At 56.6% G+C, this 13,405-nt stretch carries 10 protein-coding genes; 7 read left to right on the top strand and 3 right to left on the bottom strand.

Annotated elements, in window-relative coordinates; genetic code table 11:
- The first annotated feature begins 287 nt into the window (after positions 1 to 287).
- From repA to repC, 3 genes are all read left to right on the top strand, one after another.
- Positions 288 to 1,511 (top strand): plasmid partitioning protein RepA, encoded by a 1,224-nt coding sequence (gene repA, locus QD357_RS15390; protein ID WP_183938390.1) that lies wholly within the window; start codon positions 288 to 290, stop codon positions 1,509 to 1,511.
- Positions 1,508 to 2,536 carry a plasmid partitioning protein RepB gene (repB, locus tag QD357_RS15385; RefSeq protein WP_183938391.1) on the top strand — a complete coding sequence of 343 codons (1,029 nt, stop codon included), beginning with the start codon at positions 1,508 to 1,510 and terminating at the stop codon, positions 2,534 to 2,536. Before repA ends, repB begins: the two co-directional genes overlap by 4 nt.
- Before the next feature lie 383 nt (positions 2,537 to 2,919).
- Positions 2,920 to 4,230 carry a plasmid replication protein RepC gene (gene repC, locus QD357_RS15380; RefSeq protein WP_183938392.1) on the top strand — a complete coding sequence of 437 codons (1,311 nt, stop codon included), beginning with the start codon at positions 2,920 to 2,922 and terminating at the stop codon, positions 4,228 to 4,230.
- Between the two features lie 675 nt (positions 4,231 to 4,905).
- Here repC and QD357_RS15375 read toward each other — a convergent pair.
- Together QD357_RS15375 and QD357_RS15370 are read right to left on the bottom strand one after the other, a co-directional pair.
- The gene (locus tag QD357_RS15375) at positions 4,906 to 5,037 is read right to left on the bottom strand and encodes a hypothetical protein (RefSeq protein WP_414124556.1); all 132 of its coding nucleotides are present in this window, start codon (positions 5,035 to 5,037) and stop codon (positions 4,906 to 4,908) included.
- Between the two features lie 35 nt (positions 5,038 to 5,072).
- Positions 5,073 to 5,297 carry an IS66 family transposase gene (locus tag QD357_RS15370; RefSeq protein WP_246451241.1) on the bottom strand — a complete coding sequence of 75 codons (225 nt, stop codon included), beginning with the start codon at positions 5,295 to 5,297 and terminating at the stop codon, positions 5,073 to 5,075.
- Between the two features lie 676 nt (positions 5,298 to 5,973).
- Here QD357_RS15370 and QD357_RS15365 point away from each other — a divergent pair.
- Together QD357_RS15365 and QD357_RS15360 are read left to right on the top strand one after the other, a co-directional pair.
- The gene (locus QD357_RS15365; RefSeq protein ID WP_183938393.1) at positions 5,974 to 6,882 is read left to right on the top strand and encodes a GGDEF domain-containing protein; all 909 of its coding nucleotides are present in this window, start codon (positions 5,974 to 5,976) and stop codon (positions 6,880 to 6,882) included.
- Between the two features lie 178 nt (positions 6,883 to 7,060).
- Complete coding sequence (locus QD357_RS15360) at positions 7,061 to 8,161, top strand: heparin lyase I family protein (RefSeq protein ID WP_414124555.1); 1,101 nt, start codon at positions 7,061 to 7,063, stop codon at positions 8,159 to 8,161.
- Between the two features lie 40 nt (positions 8,162 to 8,201).
- Here QD357_RS15360 and QD357_RS15355 read toward each other — a convergent pair whose 3' ends face one another.
- Positions 8,202 to 9,368, bottom strand: a complete 1,167-nt coding sequence (locus QD357_RS15355) for a M20 aminoacylase family protein (RefSeq protein ID WP_414124554.1) — start codon at positions 9,366 to 9,368, stop codon at positions 8,202 to 8,204.
- Between the two features lie 326 nt (positions 9,369 to 9,694).
- Between QD357_RS15355 and QD357_RS15350 the strand changes: the two genes are divergently transcribed.
- Together QD357_RS15350 and QD357_RS15345 are read left to right on the top strand one after the other, a co-directional pair.
- A complete protein-coding gene (locus QD357_RS15350) occupies positions 9,695 to 11,800 on the top strand; it encodes a putative bifunctional diguanylate cyclase/phosphodiesterase (RefSeq protein ID WP_414124553.1) in 2,106 nt (701 codons plus the stop codon).
- Positions 11,801 to 12,053: 253 nt separating this feature from the next.
- Complete coding sequence (locus QD357_RS15345; protein WP_183938397.1) at positions 12,054 to 13,316, top strand: adenylate/guanylate cyclase domain-containing protein; 1,263 nt, start codon at positions 12,054 to 12,056, stop codon at positions 13,314 to 13,316.
- Positions 13,317 to 13,405 lie beyond the last annotated feature (89 nt).

Raw genomic sequence — 13,405 nt, 5'->3', positions numbered from 1 at the left:
GCGATCGAGTCGGAGACGAGTCGCGACTCAGCATAATATTGGAGACCAGTTCGAGCCGTTCGAACGCACGCGGTTCTACCTATGCGAAAGTTCTAACCCAAAAGGCAGTTTCATCGGGCGGAGCGTCTAACAGGCCGAGAACACAGCGAAAATCGTGATTCGTTTCTTAGCCGGGAAATGGCGTTAAGATGGCGCTAACCTGATTTTGCTGGACGAAAACACAGAATCATGTCCTTTGTTAGCGGGTGGTGGCCGATAGAACGAGTGTAGGCCGCCAAGAGGGACAAATGGCGCTAACAAAACAAACCGAGCAGGAGAATGCTTTTCCCGAGGATGCTGCGACGAAGATCGTCCGGCATGCCGGCATGCTTTCGAACCAGCTCCAGGCTTTGCGGGCCCGCATGTATCCGCCGAAGGCGGAAAAAAGCCTGCGACATTTCATGACGAATGAGGTCTCCAAATTGACCTCCATTCCCGACTCGACTCTGAAGCTATTGTCCAATGAAGGCCGCGGGCCGGTTCCGAGCCGGCTTGAAAACAATCATCGCGCCTATACGCTGCAGCAGATCAATCAGTTGCGCACTATGTTCGCCGAGCAGAAGCCCTCGGATGCACTGCGGTTCCTGCCTTATCGGCAAGGCAATGAGCATCTTCAAGTGCTCGCCGTCGCGAACTTCAAAGGCGGTAGCGCCAAGACGACGACCAGCGTCCACCTCGCACAATATCTCGCACTCCACGGCTATCGTGTTCTCGCGATCGATCTCGATCCGCAAGCCTCACTCTCTGCGATGTTCGGTTTCCAGCCCGAGATCGACGTGCAAGCCAACGAGACCATCTATGCCGCCTTGCGGTATGACGACGAACGTCGTCCGATGAAAGAGATTATCCATCGGACCTACTTCGATGGCATCGATCTCATTCCGAGCAATCTCGAGGTTATGGAATACGAGCACGAGACGCCTCGCATTCTGGCGCAGCGATTGGGCAGCCGCGAAGGCATGTTCTTCGAGCGGCTGAAACTCGCCTTGGACGAGGTCAAGCATCGTTACGATGTGGTTATTCTCGACACGCCCCCTTCCCTCGGCTTTCTGACGCTTGGCGCCATTCACGCTTCGACGGGTATGCTCGTCACTGTCCACCCGGCAATGCTGGACGTATCGTCGATGAGCCAGTTCCTGTTGATGATGGGCGACCTCATCCAGGTTCTCGGCGAAAGCGGTGCTGTGTTGAAGCAGGATTTTTTCCGCTACCTCATCACCCGCCATGATCCGAACGACCAGCCACAATCGCAGGTCGTGGCCATGCTTCGTCATCTTTTCGGCGACGATGTCATATTGCCGACGGTGGTTGAAAGCACGGCCGTTGAGGCCGCGGGGCTTGCCAAGCGAAGCCTGTATGAATTGGAGATGGGTCAGGTCGGCCGCGATACGCATCGCCGTGCGCGCGATGCTATGGATGCAGTCAACGATGCCATCCTGGACTTGATCAGAAGCAGTTGGGGACGGCGATGACGAAGTCCCCAAAAAGATCATCGCTAGCCGCGAGCTTTGGACTGCTCGCAGCTGATATCAATGCCGATACGCAGAAGCCCGCTGAACAACAGGCGCCTGCTTCGGCGCCTGCACGCGTGGGCGCCGGCGTCATTGGCGCCGCCCACAAGGCCATTAGTGACATTAGGGGCGAACGCGACCGGCTTCTTGCCTTGCTCGAGGCAGGCTCAGGGGGCTCGACCGAGATCGATCCGAGTTTGATCGATCCCTCGCCCTTTCCTGATCGGCTTCCTGACGACAATGACGGATCGTTTGCCGGATTCAAGAAGAGCATCGAGGAAGATGGGCAGAAGATTCCCATCCAGGTGCGCCTTCATCCGACGTTGACGGGTCGGTATCAGGTGATCTATGGGCACCGCCGTTTGCGTGCCGCGCGTGAGCTTCAGCGTCCCGTCAGGGCGTTGATTTTGGAAATGTCCGATCGAGACCTTGTTGTCGTTCAGGGTATCGAGAATGCTGCGCGCCAGGATTTGAGCTGGATCGAACGAGCGCTTTTTGCATGGCGCATGGACGAAGCCGGCATCCGCCCAAAAGACATTTATGCGGCGCTCGGGATAGACGATGCCGAGCTCGCGCGTATGCGATCCGTCTATCGTGTCGTCCCTCTCGACGTTATCGAGGCCATTGGCAGAGCGCCAAAAATCGGACGCCCACGATGGGTCGAATTCGGTGGGTCGTTAAAAGCCAGACCTGATGTACTTAGGGTAATCAGAGAAACCCTGTCATCTGACAGGGTTTTGCACTTGATGTCGAATGAGCGATTCAGCGAGGCCATGGGGATGTTGAAAACCCCCACGGCCCGCTCGACTGGTCGCGATATTCGTGATGGACACGGCAAGTCCCTGGCAAGGCTTCAGATTACGAAAAAGGAGCTTAAGCTTGTGCCCGAGACTAAGCGAGGCATCCGGTTTGCAGCCTTCTTGGAAGGTGAAATACCGGCGCTAATCGCAAAGTTCGAGGCGGCTGACAAACAGGATGATGCATAAACCCTGTCAACTGACAGGGTTTTATCAACGCGTTCGCGCGGACTTGGAAAAACTTATCAACGGAAGAAGCCCTCACGGCGAACCATTTGAGAGCCTTTGTATTCTTGTAGCGAAGATATCATTGCTCTTTTGCCGCGACCTTCGATCTGTTTGGTATCCGCTAACCAGCGGAAATAACTCGGCCAAACGCCGGGAAACCATGACTGAAACGAAGAGAGAAAGGTAAGCGACGGCAAAAAGAAAAGGCCCCCAAACGGCGAACCATTCGAGAGCCTTTGCATTCTTGTAGCGAAGATATCAATAGCTCCCCCCGAATCAGTTGTCAATGCATCGAAGTCGTTTCGGTGGCCGTATTCGCTTTGCCTGCGATCAGAGGCGAAGATATGAACAATACGAATTTCATAACGACGCCGTTTGGGCGGCGATCGATGACACTTGGCATGTTGTCAAATCAGTATGACGCCAAGGATATTGAGCCGGGGAAATCCATCGACAAATGGAAACTGTTTCGCGCCCTTTGCGAAGCCAGAAATGTTTACGGAATTTCCGATCGCGCTCTTGCGGTCTTAAACGCGCTGCTGAGCTTTTATCCGGAAAATGCCCTATCGGAAGAAAACGGTCTGGTGGTTTTCCCCTCCAATGCGCAGTTGTCTTTGCGGGCGCATGGCATTGCTCCGGCGACGCTCAGACGTCATCTCGCCGCTTTGGTGGCGGCAGGATTGTTGATCCGGAAAGACAGTCCGAACGGCAAGCGCTATGCACGGCGCGATCGCTCAGGTGAAATCGACGAGGCTTACGGCTTCAGCGTAGCGTCTCTCATCGCACGCGCCGATGAAATCTTTGCCCACGCCGCAGTCATCGTTGCGGATCGTCAGCGCTTGCGCATCACCAAGGAGCGTTTGTCGATTTGCCGCCGTGACATCACAAAGCTGATCGAGACCGCGCTCCAGGAACAGGCCCCGGGAGACTGGATGATGATCCAGGCGACATTCCAGTCGATGGTAGAAGCCATACCGCGCGCGCCGCATATCCGCGATTTAGACAGCGTTCTCGAAGAACTGGAGATGCTCCGCAGCGAAATCGTTATCCGTTTGGAAAAACAGCTGGAAACGCAAAAACAAAGCGCCATAGAATCCCAAACTGAGCGCCATATACAGAATACAGATCTTAAAAACATTCTTGAATCTGAACCAGCCACCAGCACGCAGCCGGTTCAGGACTTCATGCCAGACCACACCGACAATGGATCCAGCAGCGAGAAAGATTCATATCGCCCTTCCGCATCCATGGACGACAAACGTCGATTAACCGTCTCCGAAGGGTCTATCATCCCTTCTGTTCAACCGCTGAAGTCTTTCCCCCTCGATCTTGTGATCCAGGCTTGCCCCGAAGTCGTGTCCTACGGTTACGGCGGTAGGGTCCAGAGTTGGCGAGACCTCATGGCAGCGGCAACCGTCATCCGTACGATGTTGGGCATCAGTCCGTCCGCTTACCAGGATGCTTGCGATATCATGGGGCCCCAAAATGCAGCAACCGTCATTGCCTGCATGCTGCAGAGGGCTGAGCATATCAATTCCGCAGGCGGTTATCTCCGCAACCTGACACAAAGGGCACAACGTGGTGAGTTCGCCATTGGCCCAATGTTGATGGCTTTGGCGCGCTCGCACAGCTCGATAGGGCGAGATGCGGCATGAAACACCTCGTCCCACGTATCCTAGTAAAAATCCGGCTGAATATGATCTCTGCCAACAATCTCGGAACCGCGCGTCCTCAGATCTCTGGAGAGAGCGTCGCTACAGCCAAGCATGACGAGACATGAGAGCCTATTATGCGATGAAGATATCGGGCGGTGAGTTTGAGACCAATCGGCGAAGACGCCGTGCGCCTCTCCCACCAGTCGAGAGAGCCAAAGCTTGAATATGGAAAGGACATTTACATGAACCAACGCGAGCCCTCGAAGGAAAGAGGATCTTCGGCTCCTCGCGATCGCCGCTTAGATACCGTTCGGCACCACACCGGCGCCAAAAGATCAGCTATGTCACCTATTTCACTTTGCGTTTGGGCGCTATTATAGTAACCTCCCTCTCGTCAAATCGATCTCAAATCAGCGCTTTGCGCGGCTAGAGATCGCTTCCATCCCAAACATCCAAGTTGATCGAAATAAGCCCCAAAAGGGGAATAACGAGTGACGGAAGCTAAAGCTTAGATTATTTCCGTTTGGCAGCTTAGCTTAAATTTAACAGGCATTTAGCCCAGGCGATAATTTGCATCCGCACCGGGTAAAAGGGGCACGTGGGGCAGATTTGGTGGCGGTGCCGGTTGATTGGGTAACGGTGGTGGCGCAGCCGGGCCGAAGCGGCCCCAAGTGCTCAAGCCCGAGCGAGAATGATCGCCGACAGGGGCGGAACCGGTTGGCCGACGTTGACGATACCAAGCCGGTCACCGAGATAGTGGTAAAAGGACAGTCCAAGCTCCTGGCAGGTCTTCATAAGACCAAGCATGACGTCGCCCGCAACACGGCCATCCGGGCGACAAACTACGTTTGCGCTGGGCTCATCGTGCCGCCGGAGATCTTTCGCTTCGTGACAAAACTCCGCAGAGCATTTTGGGATGCATTGGTGTGCAGCGGAATCTCGGGATGATCGAGCACCTTGAGCAGCTCGTTCTTCCTTCGATGCAGCCGCTCAAGCAGCTTATCCAGTGCCTCATGTGCGCAGGGCGAAGATCCGGTCGAACCGTCGTCGGAAGGCAGGAGCAGCATGCGGTGAGGGCCTCTACTTCCAGGCCTTCACCGCCTTGTAAAACCGCCAGACGAGATCGCGAATAAGTGCGAGGGATCGCTCCTCCTTGGCAGTGGCCGGCATAAGCTTTTGCAGAAGACGTTCGGCGTGGATCCAACACAGCGCGTGATTGCCGACGCGGAACTGGCCGGCGTCGTCAGCGTATCGGCATGCTCGGGGGAGGGGAGCCGTTTCGTCATGACAGATTCGAATCGTGATTTGCCCCGATCCGGAATCCCCGACCTCAGCCGCGTCCCTCAACGGGCCCGGTTATGCACACTTCTATGCTCGTGTACTGAAACGCTGCCACCGATTTTGCCCCACGTACGGTAAAAGGGGCAGATTTGGCGGCTCTCGCTTTTGGTTCAGAATTTCATTGAAGCACCCTTTCTGCGACCAGCGAACCGCAACAACCGATTCCGCTCGCGGAAAGAGGTTGCGCTCCCTAAATATTAAGGCTTTTCAGCTATTTCCTCCGATAGCTTGTAAGGACGTAGGCCAGGGCATGGTGCCGCGGTGACCGGCGCACACGTTCAGTCTTGAGCTAAAAGCGTCTATGCCAAACTAACCTCGATGCGGAGGGACGGTGTGTACGGAGGGCTGACAGCATTGCGGGAAGACCATCGAAGCCAGAGGAGTAGCCATATCGAGGCCCCTTTGTTTTCTCCGGAACAGTGGCTCGACTCCCTGACGCCAGTCGCTGCTTGGCGACTGCTGATCCTCAGCTTAATCTGTGTCGCAAGCTTGGATTGGCTTTTCCAAGCCAGCGGCATCCACAATGTCGGTCTGCTTTATATGCTGCCAATTTGCGTTGCGTGCTGGCGTTTCGGTTTCAAAACTGCGATCGGCGTCGCGGTAGCGGAAATCATGTTGTCGACTGTAACCTTACTGAGAGCTTCCGGTCATCTGGACGCGAGCGCGATGGTCGAGCTGGCAATGCAGCTTATCAAGTTCGGATGTGTGGCTGCTGTCGTGTCGCGCTTCCGGCAAAGTTTCGACCGGGAACGCTTCCTTGCACGGCGAGATTGGATGACAGGAATTTTAAACAGGCAGGAGTTCCAACGTCAGGCTGAAGGAATGCTAGCATCGGCAACGACACGCAAGCAGTCTTTGCTACTTGCCTATTTCGATCTCGATGGCTTCAAGGCCGTTAATGATCAGTTCGGACACCAAGCAGGAGACCGGCTCCTGCAATGCCTTGCAGAAAAGGGGAAGTCACTAATAGGCTCGGAGGATTGTTTCGGGCGGATGGGCGGCGACGAATTCGCTGTGCTGATGGAGCTGGCAAAGGCAGAGTGCGCCCTGGAAGTGACGGAGCAGTTGCATGTGGGATTCACCGCGGCATTGGAGAGCACTGGTCACAGGGTTACATGCAGCATGGGCGCGGTGGTCGCCCTCCCGGGTGACGGCGCTTCGCTGCACGAGCTGATGCGCCACGCTGATCAGCGCATGTATGCCGTGAAACATGACACCAAAGCTGGCTTCAGCTTGGCAGGCCATGCTCCTCAATTTGACTTTGACCCCTTGCTGTCTCCAAGACAGCAGACATGTTCGCATCAATCCTGAAGGTGATCGAGGAGTTCATCTCGAATTGGTCTCTTGGTGATAGATTGAACCGCCCGCAGCATGACAACGATGCAACGCGAAGGGACAGGGCGCTCGTCCTTTTCGCTACATTTCAATTGGCGAAATTCTGTGTTTAAACCTTCTTCCAAGGTGCAATACGTGGCCTTGGGGGACGAAGATGCGGCGCTTGACGCCTGTTGCTGTGTTTCTTTCGCTTTTTGCCGCAGCGATATCCAGTGCTTCGGCAGCCGAGCTTCTCTACAGTGATTTCAGCTTGCCGGTGTTAGATCAGAGGCAATGGTGTTCCTGCCAGATCGACGACAAAAATACGCCGGTAACATTCTCCGCCAATCCAGCCGAGAAGAAGGATTATGTTGCTGGAATCACCGTCAACGAGTCCTCACTTGGCGGCAAGAAGTGTGAGCCCGCCTGCGAAGTGCCGCAGGAGACGGTGACTACGCAATACAACTTCGTGGCCGATTTCAGCAGACCGGAGTTTCTCGGAACGAATTTCTTTGCGAAAGCGAAACCGATATGGGCGCCAACGGCGGGCCAGCCCGATCGCTATTGTAACGACGCCGCCTGGAGCCGGGTCAAGGCAGCCAACCAAGAGAACGAATGCATTCAGCGCGAAGAGCTTCGTTTGCAAAAACCGTTCTTTCGAAGATCCGATGTGCCACTCGTCTATTCCTTCCGCTTTCGCATGCCGAAGGAGGTTTTGAACGACAAGGATTCCATTCGCTGGATAACGGCGCAATGGAAACAGGAGCCCATCAACGGCAAGTATGGTCGGGAGTTTGCCGGCTGGTCACCAAGCCCGTTCCTCGCCCAGCGCTATGACGACGGCATCCTGCATGTCACGGTTCAAGATGATATGTGCAGGTGCCTGATCGTCTCTGCGCTCGCCAAGGGCAGCAATCTCGCCTGGAAAAACGGAACGCCGCAATATTGCCAATCCATCCGGCCGGAGGACAGCGACGGCAAGGGTTGTACGCCCGATTTGAAAGTGGAGTATGGGCGTGATCCGATCCTGTCGACGCCAGCGGGGAAATGGGTCGAGATGCGTTATCGTGTGCAGGCCGGCCGTGATGGCAAGGCTTTCATCGAGATCCACCAGGATGGCAGGTTCATTGCCAGAGTAACCGGCAAGATCGGGTATGAGCCCGACCCATCCTCTCCGCCGATGACCAAGTTTAAGATCGGCCAGTATCGCGACTACATACCGTCCTCGGATACGTTGGAGCTGGACTGGATCAGGATCAAGACCGCCCGGAATTGAGGCGGCCCCTTTTGCCAGAGGTTAATGACGATCGAAGCAGCTACGATAGCTGCTGCGCAACCAGGGCGGCCCAATAGTCGATGCCGTAAGCGATCGCATTGTCATTGAAATCATAGGCCGGATTATGCAGATCGGCGCTGTCGCCGTTGCCGAGCCAGATGAGTGCACCGGGCCGCTTTTCGAGCATATAGGAGAAGTCCTCCGAGCCCATCGTCATCGGCCAGTTGCCATTGACGCGCTCAGTGCCCACAACGCTGTTGGCTGCGGCGATCGCAACCGCGGTCTTCTCGGCATTGTTGACGGTCACCGGATATCCCGGACGCCAGTCGATTTCGGCCTGCGCGTCATGGAGCTTCGCTGTCCCCGTCACCACTTCGCGAAACCGTTGTTCGACGGCCCGGCGCGTCGCCGGCAACATCGTCCGGGCCGTGCCGCCGACTTCGACTGCGGGAGGAATGACGTTCAGCGCTTTCCGATCGCCGCCGCTGATGAAGGTGACGGAGATGACGACAGGGTCGAACGGATCGGTAAAGCGCGAGACGATCGATTGGAGCGCGACAACGACATGCGACGCGACGAGCACGGGGTCGCGGGCAAGATGCGGCGAGGCCGCATGACCGCCTCGTCCGTTGATGGTGATGACGAAACGATCACCGGCAGCCATCATCGGGCCGCTGCGGATGGCGAACGAACCGACGGCAAGCCCCGGCTGATTGTGCATGCCATAGACTTCATCGATGCCGAAACGATCGAGCAGCCCCTCCTCCAGCATGACGCGCCCGCCACCGCCGCCCTCTTCCGCCGGCTGGAAGATCAGAACGATCTTGCCCGCGAAATTGCGATCGGCGGTAAAGCGTTTGGCGGCGCCCAGTAGAATGGCGGTGTGGCCGTCATGTCCGCAGGCATGCATCATATTCGGTATCTTCGATGCATAGGGCAAATTCGTCTGTTCGGACATCGGCAGAGCGTCCATGTCACAGCGAAGCGCGATTGTCTTGCCACTGCCTCGGCTGCCCGTGATCACTGCCACGACCCCAGACTTGGCCATCCCCGTCACCACCTCGTCGCAGCCAAACGCCTTCAGCTTCTCCGCCACCATCGCCGATGTGCGTGGCAGATCGAATAGCAGCTCAGGATGTTGGTGTATCTCGCGACGCCAGGTCTTGGCCTCATCCGCTATGACGCGCGATGCTTCGGACGGGTTCATGAATAGTCTCCTTCAGAAGGGTCTTGCACTGGCGCTCAAATCGCCGCCGTGCCGGCGGAGCTGATCTGCATCAGAGATAGCGATGAGCAGCACACGAGTACAGTCACCTTTTGCAGACGGGCAGAGAAGCGGAGGTGAAATGCGATGCGAACCGGAACGTGCCGCCAGGGATCCTGAATGGTATGATGATTTCAAACTGAGGGAGGGTACCGGTTCTCATAGGTGCACTCGTCCCCTAATTGCTGCCTCATCTTCACCAGAATGAAAGAAACGGAAATTAGAGAATAAAGCTAAGCATACCTTTGTATCTCGAAAGCTGTTAGGCGATGATGACCGTATTGGGCTGTATAGTCAGCAAACATGATATCTGGCTGGTGATCGTTGCCGCAATTGTATGCATCGCGGGCTCCTGGGTTATCATCCGCCTATTCGACCGAGCAGCCAGCACGACCGGTGTACAGCGGATCGGATGGCATCTTCTGACGACGGTCGCGGCCGGTTCCGCGATCTGGTGCACGCACTTCATAGCGATGCTGGCCTATTATCCGGATGTGCCTGTGGGCTTCGATCCGGTCATGACCATTATGTCGCTATTGATCGCAATGGTCGGTGTTCAACTAGGCCTTGTTGTAGCGGCGAGTGGCCTAACGCAGATTGCACCGGCCGTCGGAGGCGCGGTCGTCGGCCTTGCGATTGTCGCGATGCACTATACCGGCATGATGGCCTATCGCGTGCAAGGCATCGTTTCGTGGGATAAGCCTTACCTTGTAGCGTCGATCTTGCTCTCTGTCGTGTTTTCCGGCTTGGCCCTGCATTTCGCGATGCGCCGTGCCTCTCGCAGCGATAAATATAGTGCGACGGGCGTTCTCGTTCTGGCGATCGTCAGCATGCATTTCACCGGAATGACGGCGTTCCGTGTTTCCCCAATGCTGATCGACGGCACTTTTTCGAATCCGGCAGCTCTGCAGGCGCTTGCACTGGCCGTTGCCGGGGTTGCGTTAATCATCGTCGGCGCGGGGCTTGCCAGCTATCTCATAGATAACAGCATGCGCGCAGAGTCGTATGAACGACTTCGGCACATGGCCATGAATGATAATTTGACGAACCTGCCGAACAGGGCGAGTTTCAATGATCATCTCGATCAAGAACTCCGCATTGCCGACGAAACAGGAGGTAAGGTTGCGCTGATTGGCATTGATCTCGACCGTTTCAAAGAGATCAACGATCTTCGCGGTCATGCCACCGGCGACGAGGTGCTGAAGATCCTCGCGCGGCGCATGAGCAACCTTCTGGGTGATGGCGAGTTCGCTTCCCGGCTCGGCGGCGATGAATTTGCCGCCATTTATCGCATGCGGCACCAGGCCGGCCTTGCCGATTTTCTGGCGCGTCTCGAAGCCGCTCTCTTCGAGCCCGTTCGCGTTGATGATTATGAGGTCGTCCCGGGAGCCAGCCTTGGCGTTGCCCTCTACCCCGATAATGCCGACAGCAAAGAGGCTCTGATCAATAACGCAGATCTCGCCATGTACCGCGCCAAGACGGACGTCACGCGAGCGGTTTGCTTTTATGAGCAATCGATGGATGAAACCGTCAGGGCTCGCCGGACTCTGGCAAGCGAGCTTCGGCAAGCAATCGAAAACAACCAGTTGGATATTCACTACCAGGTGCAGACGTCCATCTCGACCGGCGAAGTCTGCGGATATGAGGCTCTGCTTCGCTGGGAGCATGCGCAACATGGTTTCATCCCACCTTGCGACTTCATCCCGCTTGCAGAGGAAAATGGCCTGATCCAGCAAATGGGGGAATGGGTGCTGCGAACCGCCTGCTCCAGGGCGGCGTCCTGGGAGCCTCCCTACAAGGTTGCTGTCAATCTTTCTCCGGTTCAATTCGCGCACACCGATCTGCCGAAGCTGGTCCTCGAAATCCTGATTGAAACGGGACTGCCAGCCGATCGATTGGAACTGGAACTGACGGAATCGACCATCTTCGCCGATCGGGAGCGCGCACTGCATATGCTCCGCCAGATCAAGGCGCTCGGCGTCAGCATTGCTCTTGACGATTTCGGGACGGGGTATTCGTCGCTCGATACGCTGCGCTCCTTCCCTTTCGACAAGATCAAGCTCGATCGCTCCTTCATGAGCGAAATCGAATCCAGTCCGCAGGCCAAGGCGATCATTCGTGCTGTGCTGGCTCTCGGCAAGAGCCTCGATATTCCAGTGCTCGCCGAAGGCATCGAGACACAGGGCCAACTTTCGCTTCTGAGCGCGGAAGGCTGTGATGAAGCACAGGGATATTTATTGGGTCGCCCGGTACCTCTGCATCAGATCATCACCAGCGGCCAAATCAGCCTGACGAGCTCGGAGTTTTTGGCAGGAAAGGCCACGACAAAACGTTCGCAGGAACCGGCGGTTCATGCTGCCGCTCGTTCGGCCTGACCAGAGGCCTTCCGGCCAAGATTGCGAAAAGCAGGCACACAGGCCAACCATCTCGCTCTTAACAAACGTCAAGCTCGATCTTATCTGCATCGAATACGCCGCGTGCGAAGGCGATATACCTTCGCGCCGCGGTTTATAAAATCGCCGGCTGAAGCCGATTGTCGTTCCAGGCAAATGACAATCGGCGTATATTCGCGCTTCGGCGTGGATCGTTGCGCGACAACAGAGACCAGCTATTCGTGGGGTATGGATAATGCAATTTTCACCGGAAGCGGCGGCCCGCTCGCATGTCGAGAGCCAGGGTATGTGGCCGATAAGGCGGAGTGATATCCTTGATTGGCTGATGCATGACACCCGCGACCAACGCTTCATCGACAATATCCTCGTGGATTTGTGCGAGAGGCTGCGGGCCGCGGGCATCCCCGTCGCAAGGGCGACGATGCATTTCAGAACGCTTCACCCGCAGTGGCTCGGCGCACGAATCCTCTGGCGCACGGGGTTGAAGGAGGCGAACATCAGCACCTTCAGCTATGGCGTCGAGACGACGCCGCAGTTTCTGGCAAGCCCGATCAACGAGATCTTCAATGGTGCCACCGAGGTCCGGCAGAACCTTGAAGAGCTGGATAAGGCCGATCGGCCGGCCTATTCGCTTTACGAGGAAATGCATGCCGAGGGATTGACCGACTATATCGCCTGGCCGATCTACCATACGCTCGGCAAACGCCATATCGTCACCTTCGCCGCCGACATACCGGGCGGCTTTACCGAAGAGCACGTCACCTTCCTGAAAGACCTGTTGCCGGCCCTGACGCTGGTAAGCGAGATCAGGCTGAAGAACATCCTGGCCCGGACGCTTCTGCGCACCTATGTCGGGCCGCATGCCAGCGAGCAGATCCTGGCGGGCGCCACGACCCGCGGCAGCGGCACCACCGTCGGCGCGGCCATACTCATCTGCGACCTGCGCGACTTCACGACGATTTCGGACATGTGGCCGCGCGACGACGTCATCGATCTTCTGAATGGCTATTTCGACGCGATGTCGGAGCCGATCGAGAAGCATGGCGGCGAGATCCTCAAATTCATGGGTGATGGATTGCTGGCGATTTTTCCGCTGAGCGACCCGATGGCCTGCGCCAATCTTCTCCAGGCGATCAGCGAGGCGGAGGCTGCGGTCGGCGCATTGAATGAAGAAAATAGCCGGCAAGGCCGCGAGGTGCTGCGCTATGGCGTCGGCGTGCATGTCGGCGATGTGATGTACGGCAATATCGGTTCGCGGACCCGCCTCGATTTCACCGTGATCGGCCCGGCCGTCAATGTCGCTTCGCGGCTTGAGACGCTGACTAAGGAGGTCAAGCGGCCTGTGCTGTTGTCCAAGGCTTTCGTCGAGATGGCGGGCTGTGAAATCGAGATGGAAAGCCTCGGTGCCTTCCCTCTCAAGGGACTTGGCGAACCAGTCGACGTCTTTGCCTTCGCGACGAATGGCAACAGCTCAGCGCGCCATCAAGCCCGGTCGTAATATCGCGGCCAGGACGCCTGCTCGAGCCGATTGTCGCATGTCGAGATGTGATAACGCGGATCGCAAAACGTGAAGCGTCTGGGGCTTTT

The sequence above is a fragment of the Rhizobium sp. BR 317 genome (genome assembly GCF_047445835.1).
Classification (GTDB): Bacteria; Pseudomonadota; Alphaproteobacteria; order Rhizobiales; family Rhizobiaceae; genus Rhizobium; species Rhizobium paranaense.
This window is presented reverse-complemented; position numbering and strand designations above follow the sequence as displayed.

Bases quoted from the DNA above. Each gene is read 5' to 3' on its own strand.
- repA (WP_183938390.1), top strand. From the start codon at position 288: ATGGCGCTAACAAAACAAACCGAGCAGGAGAATGCTTTTCCCGAGGAT.
- repB (WP_183938391.1), top strand. From the start codon at position 1,508: ATGACGAAGTCCCCAAAAAGATCATCGCTAGCCGCGAGCTTTGGACTG.
- repC (WP_183938392.1), top strand. From the start codon at position 2,920: ATGAACAATACGAATTTCATAACGACGCCGTTTGGGCGGCGATCGATG.
- QD357_RS15375 (WP_414124556.1), bottom strand. From the start codon at position 5,037: ATGCTTGGTCTTATGAAGACCTGCCAGGAGCTTGGACTGTCCTTTTAC.
- QD357_RS15370 (WP_246451241.1), bottom strand. From the start codon at position 5,297: ATGCTGCTCCTGCCTTCCGACGACGGTTCGACCGGATCTTCGCCCTGC.
- QD357_RS15360 (WP_414124555.1), top strand. From the start codon at position 7,061: ATGCGGCGCTTGACGCCTGTTGCTGTGTTTCTTTCGCTTTTTGCCGCA.
- QD357_RS15355 (WP_414124554.1), bottom strand. From the start codon at position 9,368: ATGAACCCGTCCGAAGCATCGCGCGTCATAGCGGATGAGGCCAAGACC.
- QD357_RS15350 (WP_414124553.1), top strand. From the start codon at position 9,695: ATGATGACCGTATTGGGCTGTATAGTCAGCAAACATGATATCTGGCTG.
- QD357_RS15345 (WP_183938397.1), top strand. From the start codon at position 12,054: ATGCAATTTTCACCGGAAGCGGCGGCCCGCTCGCATGTCGAGAGCCAG.